Source organism: Streptomyces sp. NPDC050263 (assembly GCF_040655955.1).
In the GTDB taxonomy this organism is placed as follows: Bacteria; Actinomycetota; Actinomycetes; order Streptomycetales; family Streptomycetaceae; genus Streptomyces.
This window is the reverse complement of record NZ_JBFAKW010000001.1, coordinates 1-13,649: the sequence shown is the minus strand read 5'-3', so window position 1 is coordinate 13,649 and position 13,649 is coordinate 1. Positions and strand designations below refer to the sequence as shown.

The window sequence follows — 13,649 nt, the reverse complement described above, 5'->3', positions numbered from 1 at the left end:
CCTCCAGAAGTGCGCGCGGGGTCGTGCCAAGCGGCATGCCGGGATGCCTCCTCCCACGGCAGCACCGGCGCCCCGCCCCGACCAGCGCGGCGGGCCGTACGGGTTACCTGCGTTGCTGCGACCGGGTGGGCCGAGGGCCTCGGCCCAGGCTCCGGGAGGACTCCCGGACGCGGCGGGCGCGGCGGGCGCGGTGTCCCGTGAGCGATGGGCTGTGGGAACGATCGTGCCCGCATAGGGTCGGGAACGACCGGGTTGGTGTACGGAAGGAGTCCATACGTGACCGAGCAGAGCGGCGATCAGCCCATCCCCGTGATCATCGACTGCGACACCGGCGTCGACGACGCCCTCGCCCTGCTGTTCGCCGTCCGTCATCCCGGCCTGGACGTACGGGCGGTGACCTGCGTCGCCGGGAACACGGACGTGGACGGGGTCGTCCGCAACACGCTGACCGTGCTGGAGCAAGCCGGCGCCGCAGACATCCCGGTCGCCCGGGGCGCCGCGCGCCCGCTGATCGAGCCCGCCCGTTCGGCGCCGGTGCACGGACAGGACGGCATGGGCGACCTGGGCCTGCCCGCCCCGGCCCGCCGCCCGGTCGACGTGGACGCCGTCACCCTGCTGCGCCGCGAGATCCTGGCCTCCCCGCGCCCGGTCACGCTGATCCCCACCGCCCCGCTCACGAACATCGCCCTCCTGCTGCGCACCCACCCGGAGGTGACCCGCAACATCGAGCGGATCGTGTTCATGGGCGGCGCGGTGACGACCGGGAACGCCACCCCGGTCGCCGAGTTCAACGTCTGGCACGACCCGGAGGCGGCCGCGGTCCTGCTCACCGCGGGCGTGCCGATCACGATGTACGGCCTGGACGTGTTCACGCGGGTCCTGGTCCCGGCACCGGACGTGGCCCGCCTGCGGGCGAGTTCGGAGCCCCGGCTGCGCCTCGCAGGCGAACTCCTCGCCCACCGCGACCCGGCCACCTCCGGCGACCCGACCCCCACCGGCGGTCTCGGCGACGCGGGCGCGGTCTGCGCGGTGGCCGACCCGGCGGGCCTGACCACCGAACGCCTCCCGGTCGAGGTCGCCCTCGCGCCCGGCCCGTCCCGCGGCCAGACGATCGTCGACCGCCGCCCCCGCCACGGCGAGTCCGAGATCCACGACGGCTTCCGCGAACAGGCCCTGGTGGACGTGGCGTTGGACGTCGACGTCGAGCGCTACGTGAAGCTGTGGCTGACGACATTGGAGGGCAACTAGGGGGCTTCTGATGGATCTCCGCGGCGTCGCGACGCCCGGCACGCACTCTCGCCGCACCGGGCGAAAGCCCTAGTAGCTCCGCTACGAGGACTCTCGCCCGGCACGCACTCTCGCCCGGCACACCGAGAGCACGCACCGAACGCCGCTCCTTCTCCCACGGAGATCCATCAGAAGCCCCCTAGGGCGCGCCCGCCTCGGGAAGTTCAAGAATGCGTCACACATCTCCGCCATTCCACCGGGTACGGAATGATCTATTCCGAACAACCCGCACGTTCGCTTTCCCGGCAAGTTGGACAGACTTCCGTTCGTGACCGACTTCTCCTCCCACCACCCCGACTGGTGGCGCCAGGCCGTCGTCTACCAGGTCTATCCGCGCAGCTTCGCCGATGCGGACGGCGACGGCCTCGGAGACCTGCGAGGCGTCACCGACCGGCTGCCCCACCTGGCCGCCCTCGGCGTGGACGCCCTCTGGCTCTCGCCCTTCTACCCCTCCGAGCTGGCCGACGGCGGCTACGACGTCGCCGACTACCGGGACGTCGACCCGCGCCTGGGCACCCTGGCCGACTTCGACGCGCTGGCCGCCGAGGCCCACCGGCTCGGCCTGAAGGTGATCGTCGACCTGGTCCCCAACCACACCTCCCACCTGCACCCCTGGTTCCAGGAGGCCCTGGCGGCCGGCCCCGGCTCCGCGGCCCGCGACCGCTACGTCTTCCGAGAGGGCCGCGGCCCGAACGGCGAACTCCCGCCCACGGACTGGCAGTCGGTCTTCGGCGGCAGCGCCTGGCAGCGAATCCCCGACGGTCAGTGGTACCTCCACCTCTTCACCCGGGAGCAGCCGGACCTCGACTGGTCCCAGGAGGAGGTCCGCGAGGACTTCCGCACCACCCTCCGCTTCTGGTCCGACCGAGGCGTCGACGGCTTCCGCATCGACGTGGCCCACGCCCTCGTCAAGGACCTCACCGAGCCCCTCCGCGACCTGGGCGCCCTGGAGTTGAGCGGCGAGGACGCCCTGTCCCACCTGCCCCCCGGCACGCACCCCTTCTACGACCGCGACGAGGTCCACGAGATCTACCGCGACTGGCGCACGATCCTCGACTCCTACACCCCGCCCCGCACGGCCGTCGCCGAGGCCTGGGTTCCGGGAGCCCGACGAGCGCTCTACGCCCGCCCGGACGAACTCGACCAGGCCTTCAACTTCGAGTATCTCCAGGCGGGTTGGGACGCGGAGCGGATCCGCGAGGTCATCACGGACTCCCTCGCCACCGCCCGAGCGGTCGGCGCCTCCGCCACCTGGGTCCTCTCCAACCACGACGTCGTCCGCCACACCTCACGCCTGATGCTCCCGCCGGGCACGGACGAGAACGCCTGGCTGCTCTCCGACGGCACGGCCCCGCGGGTCGACGAACAGGAGGGCCTGCGCCGGGCCCGGGCGGCGACGCTGCTGATGCTGGCGCTGCCGGGATCGTCGTACGTCTACCAGGGCGAGGAACTGGGCCTGCCCGAGGTGGCCGACCTGCCGGTGGACGCCCTCCAAGACCCGCTCTGGGAACAGACGGGCCACGCGATCAAGGGCCGAGACGGCTGCCGGGTCCCGCTGCCCTGGACGACGACGGGCCCGTCGTACGGCTTCGGCGCGGGCGGCGCATGGCTGCCGCAGCCGCCGTACTTCGCGCGCTGCTCGGCGCAGGCGCAGACGGGCGTGGAAGGCTCCACCCTGGAGCTCTACCGCACGGCCCTGCGCCTACGCCGCAAGCTGCTGGCAGGCGAGGAACTCACCTGGCAGCAGACGGCGACCCCGGGCGTCCTGCTGTTCGCCCGCTCGGACGCCTGGCGCTGCATGACGAACCTGTCGGCCGCGCCGGTACCGCTGCCACCGGGGGAGGTACTCCTGACCAGCACGCCTTTGGACGACCACGGACCGGGAGGAGGAACCCTCCCCCCGGACACCACGGCCTGGCTGGCCTGAGCGAGGAGCGCTTACAGCGCCTACTGGGACTGCTGCTGCTGCTGACCGGCCACGGCCGCGCCGAGGTCCACCGGGGTGGACGTGGCGTTCGGCGGCGGGGTCAGGACGATCAGCGGCTGACCGGCGGGCGGGACCGGCGGCGTCATGTCCGACTGGGGCAGCTTCGGCGGCGTGGTCTGGTTGAACAGCGTGGTGTCGAAGTCGACCAGGCCGGTGTTCTCCATCACCGTGATGTGGTCCAGCACGGTGTCGTTGGCCTGGTCGGCCAGGGCGCGCACCAGCGTGTTCTTGGTCGTCGAGCGGATCTTCGCCACGGTGTTGAAGATCGAGCCGTGCGTCTGGCGCAGGATGTTGGCGAAGTCGACGTCGAACTGCTTGCCCTGGTCCGCCTTGAGGGTGTTGACGAACCCCTCCTGCTGCGGACTGGCCACGTTGGGGATCGTGACGTTCAGCATCGGCGCGATCTTGCGGCAGGTCTCGTCCAGCGCGGCGTGTCCGTCGATCAGATGCTGGCTGGCGATGAGCACAGCCTTGCTCTGCCCCTTCTGCAGCCCGATCTGCCCGACCGGGTACTCCCACAGGCCGGCCGCGCGCACCGCGACGATGAAGTTGCGGTCGCCTTCAGTCAGCGGCCCCCACTGGGTGTTGGCGATGATCCGGTCGGTGGACGTGGACACCGTGTCCAGTCCGAGCATCGATGGGTAGGCGAGCGCGCCGAGCGTCAGGGTCAGCGCGCCGCCCACGAAGAGAGTTCCCATCGCGTTTCGCGAAAGTTGCACTGTTCCTCCTGCCCGCTCGGGGAATCCGCCGCTATGTCATCGCCAGGTGGGGTCTGACAGAGAGGAATACGGACGGGACGCGGTTCGGACTCACAGGATTCGGCAAAAAATTCTTGGACGGGCAAGGACGGGAAGCGACGGGGGAAGTCAGGGATGACGGCGGCGAGGCTGACAGGCATCACGTATTACCCGGTGAAGGGCTGCGCGGGCATCGAGCTCACGGAGGCGACGGTCACCCCGACCGGCCTCCCCGACGACCGCGCCTACGCGATCCTCGACGAGAAGGGCGAGGTCCGCTGGCAGTGGGGAGACCCGGCCCTGGCACTGATCACCCCTCGACTCGCGGACGGCGAACTGACGTTGAGCGCACCGGGCAGAGACCCGGTCCGAGGCGAGGGCGCGAAGACGAACGCCTGGCTGACGGACGTCCTGGGCGCCCCCAGCACCCTGGTCCGGCTCAGTCCCCCGGCGGGCAACAACAACCGCCTGCACGTCATCTCCCGCGCCACCCTGGCAGCCCTGAACGACCGTCTGGCCGAGGGCGGTTCCGCGCCCCTCCCCATGAACCGCTTCCGCCCGAACCTGGTCGTCGACGGCTGGCCCACGCCCCACACCGAGGACGACACGCCTCACCTGTCCATAGCCGACGCCGAACTGACCTTCACGGAACGGACGATCCGCTGCGCGATCACGATGGTCGACCAGGAAACCGGCCGCCGGGCCGGCCCGGAACCCTTGCGCACCTTGGCGACCTACCGCCGCACGGGAGGCGCCGACTCCGACGCCGACACCGACAAGGGCATCGCCTTCGGCGCGTACTTCGCCGTGCGCCGGGCGGGGAAGGTGTCGGTGGGGGACGAGGTCACGCGTTCGGCGCGCCCTCGATGTCCTTGAGCAGCCGACGGGCTTTGAACGCGCGGTTCATGGTGTGCACACGGATGCCGGTGAACACGACCACGGCGACCCCGAGGGCGGCCATCTTCCACTCGTCGTCCCGGACGGCCGCGTAGAAGAGGAAGCCGCTGAAGAGCACGCCGAAGACGACAAGCAGGGGCTCGCGCACCCAGAACGGGAGGACGCGGAGCAGGAGACCGATCATTCGGTCACTTCAGCAGGGGTGCCCCGGGCGCGCTGTGGTGGAGGCCACAATTCCGGGGGTTTCTGTGCGTATGGAGTGAAGGAGGTGTGCGAGGGGGGTGGGAGGTGCGGTGAGGACGGTGGCGGGGGCGTCGGATTCGCGGAGGTGGAGGGCGGCGGGAGTGGAGGCGAGTTCGAGGCATTCGTCGCCGTCGCCGAAGCCGGAGAAGGAGGACTTCTGCCAGTTCTCGGGGCTCGTCATGGTGGGCCTCACAGTTCCTTGGCCAGCCGGTGAATGAAGTCACGGGACCGGTCCGGGTCCAGTGACATCGCCTCCACTGTATGGAAGAGCGCGCGAAACGCGCTGAGTTCGGGCTCGGAATCAATACGAAGCGCGCCATGGGGCGCATCGCGAATCACTGTGTCCAGTTTGGGTACGGCAGCGCCGACGTAGCTCATGGAGCTCCCGGCGCGAGCGAAGCCGTCCAGGTCGAAGGGCACTACCCGCAGAGTGATGTGGTCCGCTTCGGAAAGCTCGACGAGACGGACGAGTTGAGCCTGTGCGGAAGCCCGATCGCTGACGCGGATGCGTAGCGCCGCCTCATGGATCGCCATCTCGTGCGGGACGTTGATCCGCTGCCGCCCCATTCGATGGCGGACCCGCAACTCAATTTCGTCAGCGGTGAGTTTGGGCACCCTGGCTGAATAGAGAGCGCGAGCGTAGGTCTCCGTCTGCAGCAGCCCCGGCACGTACAGGACGGACACTTCGCGCCGGTACATCGCATGATGGTCCAACTCCGACAGGTCGAGGAACGACGTCGGCAGCAGCCCCCGGTACTCCTCCCACCATCCGCGCGTCCGATCCTTGGCCATGGTGACGAGAGCGTCGATGAACTCGCCGTCCGTACAGGCGTAGTGGGACGCGAGGCGGCGCAGGCGCTCCTCGCTCACGCCCGTGACGCCGGACTCGATCTGGCTGATCTGGACGTTGCTCACGCCGAGAAGTGTCGCTGCCTGGCGGGCGGAGAGTCCTGCCGCTTCGCGGAGCCTGCGTAGTTCGATCGCCAGGCGCATCTGCCGTGCTGTTGGTTCGCGCCTTGTCGTCATCGACACCCCTTGTTCAACACGCCTGGAGGCGCGACTCGTTCGGGGACAGATTACGGGATCGGCTTGCTCCACCGAAACGTTCAGGTCTACCGTCGGTGACGCGAGCTTCACTCTGCGGAAGCGCACCGCTCCGTCCTGCCATGACGGCTGCGGCAATGCCACCGCGGTCAGTCACCCCCCACCCACTTGGAGCCGACCCATGCCCGAAACCGTCCCCGCCTCCGACTCCTGGGAGTACTCGCTCTACATCCCCATCGACCCCAGAGCCGTCACCGTCTCCCGCCACACCCTCCGTGCGGTCCTCACCGTCAACGGCCTCGCTCACCTCACCGACACCGCCGAACTCCTCGCCTCCGAGCTGATGTCCAACGCCGTCCTGCACACCAAGGGCCCCGCCTGCCTCCGACTCCGCAACCGGGACGGCGTCCTCCAGATCGGTGCCTGGGACGCGGACCCCGAACCGCCGGACCCGCCACGCAGGCTGGAGGAACTCGGCGACGCGGAAAGCGGCCGGGGCATGGCGCTGGTGCGGGCCTGTTCCGCCCTCTGGCACTGGCAGCCGCTGGCGCGGATGGGGCATCGAGGCAAGCTCGTGTGGTGCGAACTGAACGCGGCGTAGCTCGTTGATCACGTCGGACAGAAAGGAGAGCCGATGGTCGGCTCGTCGCACGAAGCCCTGCACCGGATCTTCCAGAAGGATCCCGCGCTGCTCACCCGTGCCCTGCAACAAGTGCTCCACGTTCCGTTCCCCGAGCCACACGACTTCGCCGCCCTGAACGTCGACCTCACCGAGATCGAGCCCATCGAGCGGCGGGTGGACACGCTGCTGCGGGCCGAGACCGACGAGGGCACGTACCTGCTGGTCGTGGAGTCGCAGAGCCAGCCGGACGCGCGCAAGCGCCGCAGTTGGCCGTACTACCTGGCGTACCTGCTGGAGAAGTACCGCTGCGATCCGGTCCTCATCGTCGTCACGCAGAACAGCGCCACGGCTCGCTGGGCGGCGGAGCCCATCCGGGTCGGCGTGCGGGGGATGCCGTCGATGACGGTTCAGCCGTTCGTCCTCGGGCCGGACAACGTTCCGGTGATCGCGGACGAGCGGGAGGCCGCACGGAACGTCACCCTTGCGGTGTTCTCCGCCATGACACACGGTCGCGGCCCGAAAGCCGCGGGCATACTGGAATCGCTGGCAGCCGCCCTACGGACCATCGACGAGGACAGCGCCGCGGTGCTTGTGCAGTTCGTCGACTCGTGCCTGGCAGACCCCCAGGCCAAGCAGATGTGGAGGGACCTGATGACGACGATGCAGTACTTCTGGCGGCACCCGCTCGCGGAAGAGGTGCGGGGGCAGGGCGTCGAGCAGGGAATCGAGCAGGGAAAGATCTCGAACAGCGTCGAGATGACCCTCAACATCCTGCGCTGGCGCGGCATCGAGGTTCCCGACCACGTCCGCGAGCGCGTCGAGTCCTGCGCCGACCTCGATCAGCTCACCGTCTGGTCGGAGCGGGCTGTGCACGCCACCGTCGCCGACGATCTGTTCGCTGGGCCGAACGGATGACAGAGAAACCTTCCCGCTTCTGAGCGTGGCGTAGGGGGCGCGGCCGGCGGCAAAGGTGCAGGCGAACCTGGCTCTCCTCACGAAACGAGAAACCTCGTGCGTCTTCAGCACTCCCTCGCCGCCGCCTGCGGGGCCCTCGCCCTCACGGCCGTTCTCGCCACCCCCGCCCAGGCCGCTACCGGCACCTTCGGGTACCAGGTCGTCGGGCTGGACGGGCAGCCGCTGTCGGTCAGCCTCTCCGACCCGGCAAGCGGCGAGTGCGTCACGCTTCCCGAAGTCGCGGATCCGGACGCCTCCTCGCCCGCCTTCGCCCCGCACAACGACACCGACGAGTTCGCGATCGTCTTCACGGAGCCCGACTGCTCCGGCGACACCTGGACCCTGCGCCCGCACGGCCGTCCCGCCACGGACCGGCTCCAGCTGCGTTCGGTGTTCTTCTACCGGGGCTAGGGGGCTTCTGGTCGGCCCCTCGCGTCAGTCCAGGCAGAACTCGTTGCCCTCGGGGTCGGTCAGCACGATCCAGCCCGCGCTCAGTGGGGGAGCGGGCTCGTGGCGGCGTACGCGTGTTGCTCCGAGTGCGACGAGCCGGTCGCACTCGGCCTCGAGCGCCGCCATCCGCTCCTCCCCCTCCAGCCCGGGAGCCGCGCGGACGTCGAGGTGGACGCGGTTCTTGGCGACCTTGTCCTCCGGCACCTGCTGGAAGAACACCCGCGGGCCGCGCCCGTCCGGGTCCTCGATGGCCGACCTCGTGTTGCGTTCCTCCTCCGGTACGCCGATCCGCGCGAGGAAGTCGTCCCACGCGGCCAGCGGGTCGGCCCCCTCGGGCAGGTCGACCCCGGGCGGGCCGGGATGGACGTAGTCCAGCGCGTCGCGCCAGAAGGACGACAGCGCCCTCGGGTCGTGGGCGTCGAAGGTGACCTGGAGGTGGCGGCTCATCGGGTTGCTCCCATCGTGACGGGGTTCGTGACACGGTCAGCCGGTGGATCGGCTCGCGTCCTTCAAGGCACTCTGACACCTCTGGAGGACAGAATCCGTCCTATATACCGCTGTCTCCGTTGACGGAACGTTGACCACTTCGCGGGCGAATCCCGACCAGAACGCGGGTGAGTCCTGGTGGAGCCCCGATCTAGGTTCGCTGCATGTCCATGCCACAGCGGGCCCCGCAGGCCGCCCCCCTTCCCGTCCTGCCCTACCGCAAGCCCACCAAGGGCCGGGACTACTGGATCGTCGACGACGTCTTCCCCGACGCCGACATCGCCGCCATCCGCGCCCGCTGTCTCGCCAAGGACGACTGGGTCAAGGGGTATCCGCACACCGCGGAGAGCTGGCCCGGACTGCGCACGATGCCGGGGCTGGAGCCCGCCGAACTCGGGCGTGTGGAGCGGCTGGTGAGGCAGGCGACCGGGGCGCGGAAGCTGTGGGTGCAGCAGGCTCCCGGCGGCGGCACCCTCAACCACAACTGCATCCAGGTCGTCGGCGAGGGCGAGAGCACGCCCCGCCCGCACTCCGACTCACGGTCGCTGTGCCGGTACGCGGCCGTGCTGTACCTCAACCCGTCCGTCCCCAAGGACTGCGGGACCAGCTTCTACCGGCAGTCCCTGCCCGGCGGCCGGCTCGGCGGGAACGTCGTCCAGGCCCCGCACAACACCCTCGTCGACGCCCTCGGCACCCGGTTCGTCGCGCCGGACGCCTTCGAGGAGGACGTCCGGGTGCCCCACAAGTACAACCGGCTGCTCCTCTACAGCGCCAACCTCGTGCACACCGCGACCGGTTACTCCGGCGCCACGCTGGACGAGAAGCGGATGACGGCCGTCTTCTTCTGGATGGCCTAGCGGGGCATCCCCCTGCCTTCGTGGACGGCCTAGTAACGCACCGCCTTCGCCACCTCCGTCTTCACCTCGCCGGAGAGTGCGCGGTTGCTGCGGGCGGTGCCCTTGCCGGTCTTGCCGGCCGCGACGTCGGAGACGGCGACGAGGACCGTGTCGAGCCGGTTGCCGCTCGCGTCCTCGAAGTCCACCTGCACGGCGAAGGACTTCGTCGAGTCGGCGCTGTTGGTGACCGTCACCTCGACCGTGCTGCGGTCGCCGTCGGTCGCGGGCGTGCCGAGCTTCACGTCGTCCTTGACGTCCGTGCCGCCCTTGATCTCGTCCAGCTCGCGGCCCACCTCCGCCGTCGCCGACGCGTACGCGTCCCCGGCCTCCGACGCGAGCGAGGACGCCGCCGCCGTCGCCTCGCCGGCCACCGACCTGGCGGCCGACTCGGCGGCGGAGGCGGCCTTGCTGGCCGCGCTGGACACGGAGGAGGGGGTGTCGCCGTCGGAGCAGCCGGTCAGCAACGTGGTGCAGCAGAGCGCCGTGACCGCTGTCGCCGTCAGCAGCCTGCACTTCTTCGGGCCCGTCCGTGCCATTTCGCCTCCAAGATCAATCCTCCGGAACTCCAGTGAAGAGCCGTGCCGTCCCGCCCGCATGCCGGCTCACCCGTACGGCGCACCCCCGTGGTGGCGGCCCTCCCCCGGACGGATGGTCGGAACATGAGCGATCAGCCGCACTCCCGGCCCCAGGCGCACGGCCAGCCCCCGCCGAGGAACCCGAAAGGGTCACCGGTCTGGGACCCGTCCCATCAGGGCACGGGCGCGACCGGCGGGGCGTCGGCTCCGTCCGCGGGCGGTGGGCTGGCCGCCGGCGGGGTGGTCTTCGGGGGCGTGCTGATGTTCGTGAGCGGGGTCCTCGCCGTGTTCCAGGGCATCGCGGCGATCGCCGAGGACGACGTGTACGCCCGCGTCGGCAGCTACGCCTACGAGATGAACCTCACCGGATGGGGCTGGCTGCTGCTCGTCGTCGGCGTGGTCGCGACGTTGACCGGCTGGGCGCTGCTCGGCGGGATCGAGAAGGCCGAGTGGGCGCGGATCAGCGGCATCGCGCTGGCCTCGCTGAGTCTGATCCTCCAGTTCCTGTTCCTGCCGTACGCGCCGTTCTGGGCGGTCGTCCAGATCGCCATCGACGTCTTCGTGATCTGGGCGCTGTCCGTCCACCGGCCTCACTCGTCTCCCGGGACTCACTCGTCCGGGTGAGTCCGGGACGCCGTCATCCTTCGCGCGGGCGCGCGAATTCCGTCGCCGTCCCCGATGCCGACGGGAGCGCGCGGGGGCGGGCCCGTAGCCTGGGCGGATGCTCATGGAGTGGGAACTGACCGGCCACGGCTCGGCGGAGTGCCGGCTGTCGGGCGAGGGAGAGCGGGCGACGAGCCTCGTCTTCGGCTACTGCACCGACGCCTTGGCGGACCTGGTCGCGGGTGCGGGCGCGCTGTACGGCCCCTCCCGGGTCACCCGCTTCTTCTTCGACGCCGAACCGGCCGAACTGCGCTGGGTGCTGCGCCGTACCGGGGGCGAGGAGGTCGAGGTGACCGTGTACCGGTTCCCCGACGTCGGCGTGAGCCCCGACCTGCCCGACGCCGAGGGCACGGTGATCTGGCGGTCCGCGCAACCCCGTTCGGTGTTCGCGCGGGCCGTCCTGACGGCGGCACGCGCCGTCCTCGCGCGGCACGGCGAGGACGGCTACCGCGAGCGGTGGGCCCGGCACGACTACCCGACGGCCCTGGTTCAGGACCTGAGCCGATTCCTGCGGGGATCGCAGTGTGGGGATCAGGGGACGGCGGGCGCTCTCGACACCAGTACCGACTTCCGGCGCAGCCAGGGCAGCGGGGCCACCTCGGAGCCCAGGTAGGGCGTGATCCGTACCTCGAAGTGCAGATGCGGGCCGGTGACGTTGCCGGACGCGCCCGAGAGGCCGATGCGCTGGCCGGCCGTCACCCGCTGGTCCTTGCGCACGTCGATGCGGGACAGGTGGGCGTACTGCGTGAAGTAGCCGTCGCCGTGCCGGACCAGAACCTGGTTGCCGAAGCCGTCACCGCAGGTCGTGGCGCGGACGGCGCCGGCGCCGACGGCGTACACGGGCGTTCCGGAGTCCACGGCGAAGTCCTGCCCGGTGTGGCGACGGGCCCACCGCGAGCCCTTGGCGGCGTAACGGGCGGAGAGCCGGTAACGCCGGGTCGGAGCGGTCCAGAGCTCGGCGCGCTGCTCGGCGGCGGACTCGGACCCGGATCTGCGCTCGGACTCCGGCTCGGGTGGGCGGCTGCGTCGCCCGAACCGGCAGCGGCCGCCCCGCCCGGACGGGTCGACGGCGACCGGATCGCCGGAGCCTCGGGCCCCGGCCCGCAGCAGGTCCCACAGCTCGTCGCGGACGGTCCGGCGTCGGCGTTCGGCGTCCTTGATCGTCGTGGGCAGGGCGTCGGCCTCCCGGAGCCGTTGGACCTGCACACGGGCGGCCTCGTGCGCCCGGACGGCGGCCCGGACGGCCTCGCCGCCTCTGCTGTTCCCGCTGCTTCCGCTGTTTCCGCTGTTTCCGCTGTTTCCGCTGCTTCCGCTGTTTCCGCTGTTTCCGATGTTTCCGGCGTCGGCCGGTACGGCGGCGGGCGCGAGCAGGAACAGGGAGAGGAGGGCCAGGAGGGCGAGGAGGGCGGCCCGGACCCCGGGTGCGGCGCGGAGATGCGCGTGGTGTGCTCGTCCCATCGTGTGATCATCGGGCCGATGGGGCGGCCGGGGAGGGGAAGGGGCCGGGCGGGTCGGCGAGGTTCAGCCGAACGGCCCCGCGACCAGCGCACGGTAGACCGCCGAGGACCGAGGGTTGTCGGGGCACCGCCACACGCCGTGCGGGCAGTAGTCGCTGACGGTCTGGTACAGCGGACGGTGCTCGGCGAACCAGGTGAGCATGCCCCGCACGTACTCCGGGTTGTCGCCGTTGCGGTACAGCCCCCACTCCGGATACGAGACCGGCTTGCCGTGCGCCCGCGCGAACCGCACCTGCGCGGCGAGTCCGTACGGCTCGGCGACCTGCTCCTCGAAGGACATGCCGTGCGGCTGGTCGTAGGCGTCCATGCCGACGACGTCCACGTACCGGTCGCCGGGATAGCACGCGGTCCACGGGACGGCGTCCAGCCCCCGGCTCGGCGTGAACTCGAACCGGAACCCCGGCCCGCCGCGCACGCCCCCGCTCACCGATCGCATGGCTTGGACGATCCGCACCCAGTACCGCTTCCAGGCCTGCGGATCGGGCCCGCACCGATGGGTGTAGGTGATCCCGTTCATCTCCCACCCCAGCACCAGCACGGCATCGGGCACCCCGAGCGCGACCAGCCGCCGGGCCAGCGTCCGGAAGTGCTCGTCGTAGTCACCGCGAGCCCCTCTGCGCAGCTCCTCCCGCACGACCGCGTCCGGCAGATGCGCCTCGGCGCCCTCCAGCATCGGCACGTTGAGGACGAACATCCGGTCGGCGCGGGCCTTGCGCCACCGCGCCCAGTACTCCAGATACCCGGGCGCGCCCTCGATGTTGCTCCACCGGTCCCCCGGCAGATACGCGTGCCCGACGCGAGGTGTGGCCGCCCCCAGCCACGCGTCGAGCCCCGCGATCCGCCGCACGCCGGCGTCGTCGTACCCGACATAGGCCCCGAACGCCCTGGGCGGCGCGCCGACCCCCTGCCCGACGGGAACGCACGCGGGCCCGACGAGCAGGGCGAGCGCGGCGAGCAGCGCGGTCAGCGGGACCCGAAGGGCGCGAAAGGGACGTAGGGCGCGAAACGCGCGTGGGGAGCGAAACACCGGCTCATGATGACGTCCACGCCCCCTCCCCACCCCGGACTCGCCACGGAACCACCCGGACGAATGTCACGCCCGAAACACGGCAACCTACGGGGCCCCGGCGGCAACCAGGAGAAGAACGACGCACGGAACGAAGCACGGAATCGAGCACGGAAACGAAGCGCGATCGCGAAAGCTAGTGCCGCGGCAGGCAACGTTTGCCCGTCAAGGAGCGGCGTCCGGTGCGTGCTCTCGGTGTGCCGGCCGGAAGTCCTCGTACTGGAC

At 70.7% G+C, this 13,649-nt stretch carries 17 protein-coding genes; 9 read left to right on the top strand and 8 right to left on the bottom strand.

The window, feature by feature from the left end:
• Positions 1 to 276: 276 nt before the first annotated feature.
• Both AB0J04_RS00085 and AB0J04_RS00080 read left to right on the top strand, forming a co-directional pair.
• Entirely contained in the window at positions 277 to 1,248 is a 972-nt protein-coding gene (locus tag AB0J04_RS00085) for a nucleoside hydrolase (protein WP_363166066.1), read from the top strand.
• Positions 1,249 to 1,555: 307 nt separating this feature from the next.
• Entirely contained in the window at positions 1,556 to 3,214 is a 1,659-nt protein-coding gene (locus AB0J04_RS00080) for a glycoside hydrolase family 13 protein (RefSeq protein ID WP_363166065.1), read from the top strand.
• A 20-nt stretch (positions 3,215 to 3,234) separates the two neighbouring features.
• On the opposite strand, the gene AB0J04_RS00075 is transcribed toward AB0J04_RS00080, so the two are convergent.
• Complete coding sequence (locus AB0J04_RS00075; protein WP_363166206.1) at positions 3,235 to 3,957, bottom strand: DUF4142 domain-containing protein; 723 nt, start codon at positions 3,955 to 3,957, stop codon at positions 3,235 to 3,237.
• A 189-nt stretch (positions 3,958 to 4,146) separates the two neighbouring features.
• Between AB0J04_RS00075 and AB0J04_RS00070 the strand changes: the two genes are divergently transcribed.
• Entirely contained in the window at positions 4,147 to 4,887 is a 741-nt protein-coding gene (locus AB0J04_RS00070; RefSeq protein ID WP_363166064.1) for an MOSC N-terminal beta barrel domain-containing protein, read from the top strand.
• Here the strand turns inward: AB0J04_RS00070 and AB0J04_RS00065 are convergent.
• The 3 genes from AB0J04_RS00065 to AB0J04_RS00055 are packed head-to-tail and all read right to left on the bottom strand — an operon-like array spanning position 4,856 to position 6,177.
• Positions 4,856 to 5,092, bottom strand: a complete 237-nt coding sequence (locus AB0J04_RS00065) for a hypothetical protein (protein WP_363166063.1) — start codon at positions 5,090 to 5,092, stop codon at positions 4,856 to 4,858. The genes AB0J04_RS00070 and AB0J04_RS00065 overlap by 32 nt on opposite strands.
• Before the next feature lie 9 nt (positions 5,093 to 5,101).
• Positions 5,102 to 5,332 carry a DUF397 domain-containing protein gene (locus AB0J04_RS00060; protein ID WP_363166062.1) on the bottom strand — a complete coding sequence of 77 codons (231 nt, stop codon included), beginning with the start codon at positions 5,330 to 5,332 and terminating at the stop codon, positions 5,102 to 5,104.
• An 8-nt stretch (positions 5,333 to 5,340) separates the two neighbouring features.
• On the bottom strand, positions 5,341 to 6,177 hold the full coding sequence (locus tag AB0J04_RS00055; protein WP_363166061.1) for a helix-turn-helix transcriptional regulator: 837 nt from the start codon (positions 6,175 to 6,177) through the stop codon (positions 5,341 to 5,343).
• Between the two features lie 199 nt (positions 6,178 to 6,376).
• Between AB0J04_RS00055 and AB0J04_RS00050 the strand changes: the two genes are divergently transcribed.
• The 3 genes from AB0J04_RS00050 to AB0J04_RS00040 all read left to right on the top strand — a co-directional run bounded on the left by AB0J04_RS00050 (position 6,377) and on the right by AB0J04_RS00040 (position 8,182).
• Positions 6,377 to 6,796, top strand: a complete 420-nt coding sequence (locus AB0J04_RS00050; protein WP_363166060.1) for an ATP-binding protein — start codon at positions 6,377 to 6,379, stop codon at positions 6,794 to 6,796.
• A gap of 33 nt (positions 6,797 to 6,829) precedes the next feature.
• The gene (locus AB0J04_RS00045; RefSeq protein WP_363166059.1) at positions 6,830 to 7,732 is read left to right on the top strand and encodes a hypothetical protein; all 903 of its coding nucleotides are present in this window, start codon (positions 6,830 to 6,832) and stop codon (positions 7,730 to 7,732) included.
• 96 nt (positions 7,733 to 7,828) lie between these two features.
• On the top strand, positions 7,829 to 8,182 hold the full coding sequence (locus AB0J04_RS00040; RefSeq protein ID WP_363166058.1) for a hypothetical protein: 354 nt from the start codon (positions 7,829 to 7,831) through the stop codon (positions 8,180 to 8,182).
• Between the two features lie 24 nt (positions 8,183 to 8,206).
• On the opposite strand, the gene AB0J04_RS00035 is transcribed toward AB0J04_RS00040, so the two are convergent.
• Positions 8,207 to 8,668, bottom strand: a complete 462-nt coding sequence (locus tag AB0J04_RS00035) for a VOC family protein (protein WP_363166057.1) — start codon at positions 8,666 to 8,668, stop codon at positions 8,207 to 8,209.
• Between the two features lie 203 nt (positions 8,669 to 8,871).
• On the opposite strand from AB0J04_RS00035, the gene AB0J04_RS00030 reads away from it, so the two are divergent.
• Positions 8,872 to 9,564, top strand: coding sequence for a DUF6445 family protein (locus AB0J04_RS00030; protein WP_363166056.1), 693 nt, complete (start codon positions 8,872 to 8,874; stop codon positions 9,562 to 9,564).
• A gap of 29 nt (positions 9,565 to 9,593) precedes the next feature.
• On the opposite strand, the gene AB0J04_RS00025 is transcribed toward AB0J04_RS00030, so the two are convergent.
• Positions 9,594 to 10,139, bottom strand: a complete 546-nt coding sequence (locus AB0J04_RS00025) for an FxLYD domain-containing protein (protein ID WP_363166055.1) — start codon at positions 10,137 to 10,139, stop codon at positions 9,594 to 9,596.
• Positions 10,140 to 10,262: 123 nt separating this feature from the next.
• Between AB0J04_RS00025 and AB0J04_RS00020 the strand changes: the two genes are divergently transcribed.
• Together AB0J04_RS00020 and AB0J04_RS00015 are read left to right on the top strand one after the other, a co-directional pair.
• On the top strand, positions 10,263 to 10,802 hold the full coding sequence (locus AB0J04_RS00020; RefSeq protein ID WP_363166054.1) for a hypothetical protein: 540 nt from the start codon (positions 10,263 to 10,265) through the stop codon (positions 10,800 to 10,802).
• 97 nt (positions 10,803 to 10,899) lie between these two features.
• Positions 10,900 to 11,454: a hypothetical protein gene (locus AB0J04_RS00015; protein WP_363166053.1), complete on the top strand. Its 555-nt coding sequence runs from the start codon at positions 10,900 to 10,902 to the stop codon at positions 11,452 to 11,454.
• Here the strand turns inward: AB0J04_RS00015 and AB0J04_RS00010 are convergent.
• Positions 11,373 to 12,299: a M23 family metallopeptidase gene (locus AB0J04_RS00010; RefSeq protein ID WP_363166052.1), complete on the bottom strand. Its 927-nt coding sequence runs from the start codon at positions 12,297 to 12,299 to the stop codon at positions 11,373 to 11,375. The genes AB0J04_RS00015 and AB0J04_RS00010 overlap by 82 nt on opposite strands.
• Positions 12,300 to 12,362: 63 nt before the next feature.
• Complete coding sequence (locus AB0J04_RS00005) at positions 12,363 to 13,385, bottom strand: glycosyl hydrolase (protein WP_363166051.1); 1,023 nt, start codon at positions 13,383 to 13,385, stop codon at positions 12,363 to 12,365.
• Between the last annotated feature and the right edge of the window lie 264 nt (positions 13,386 to 13,649).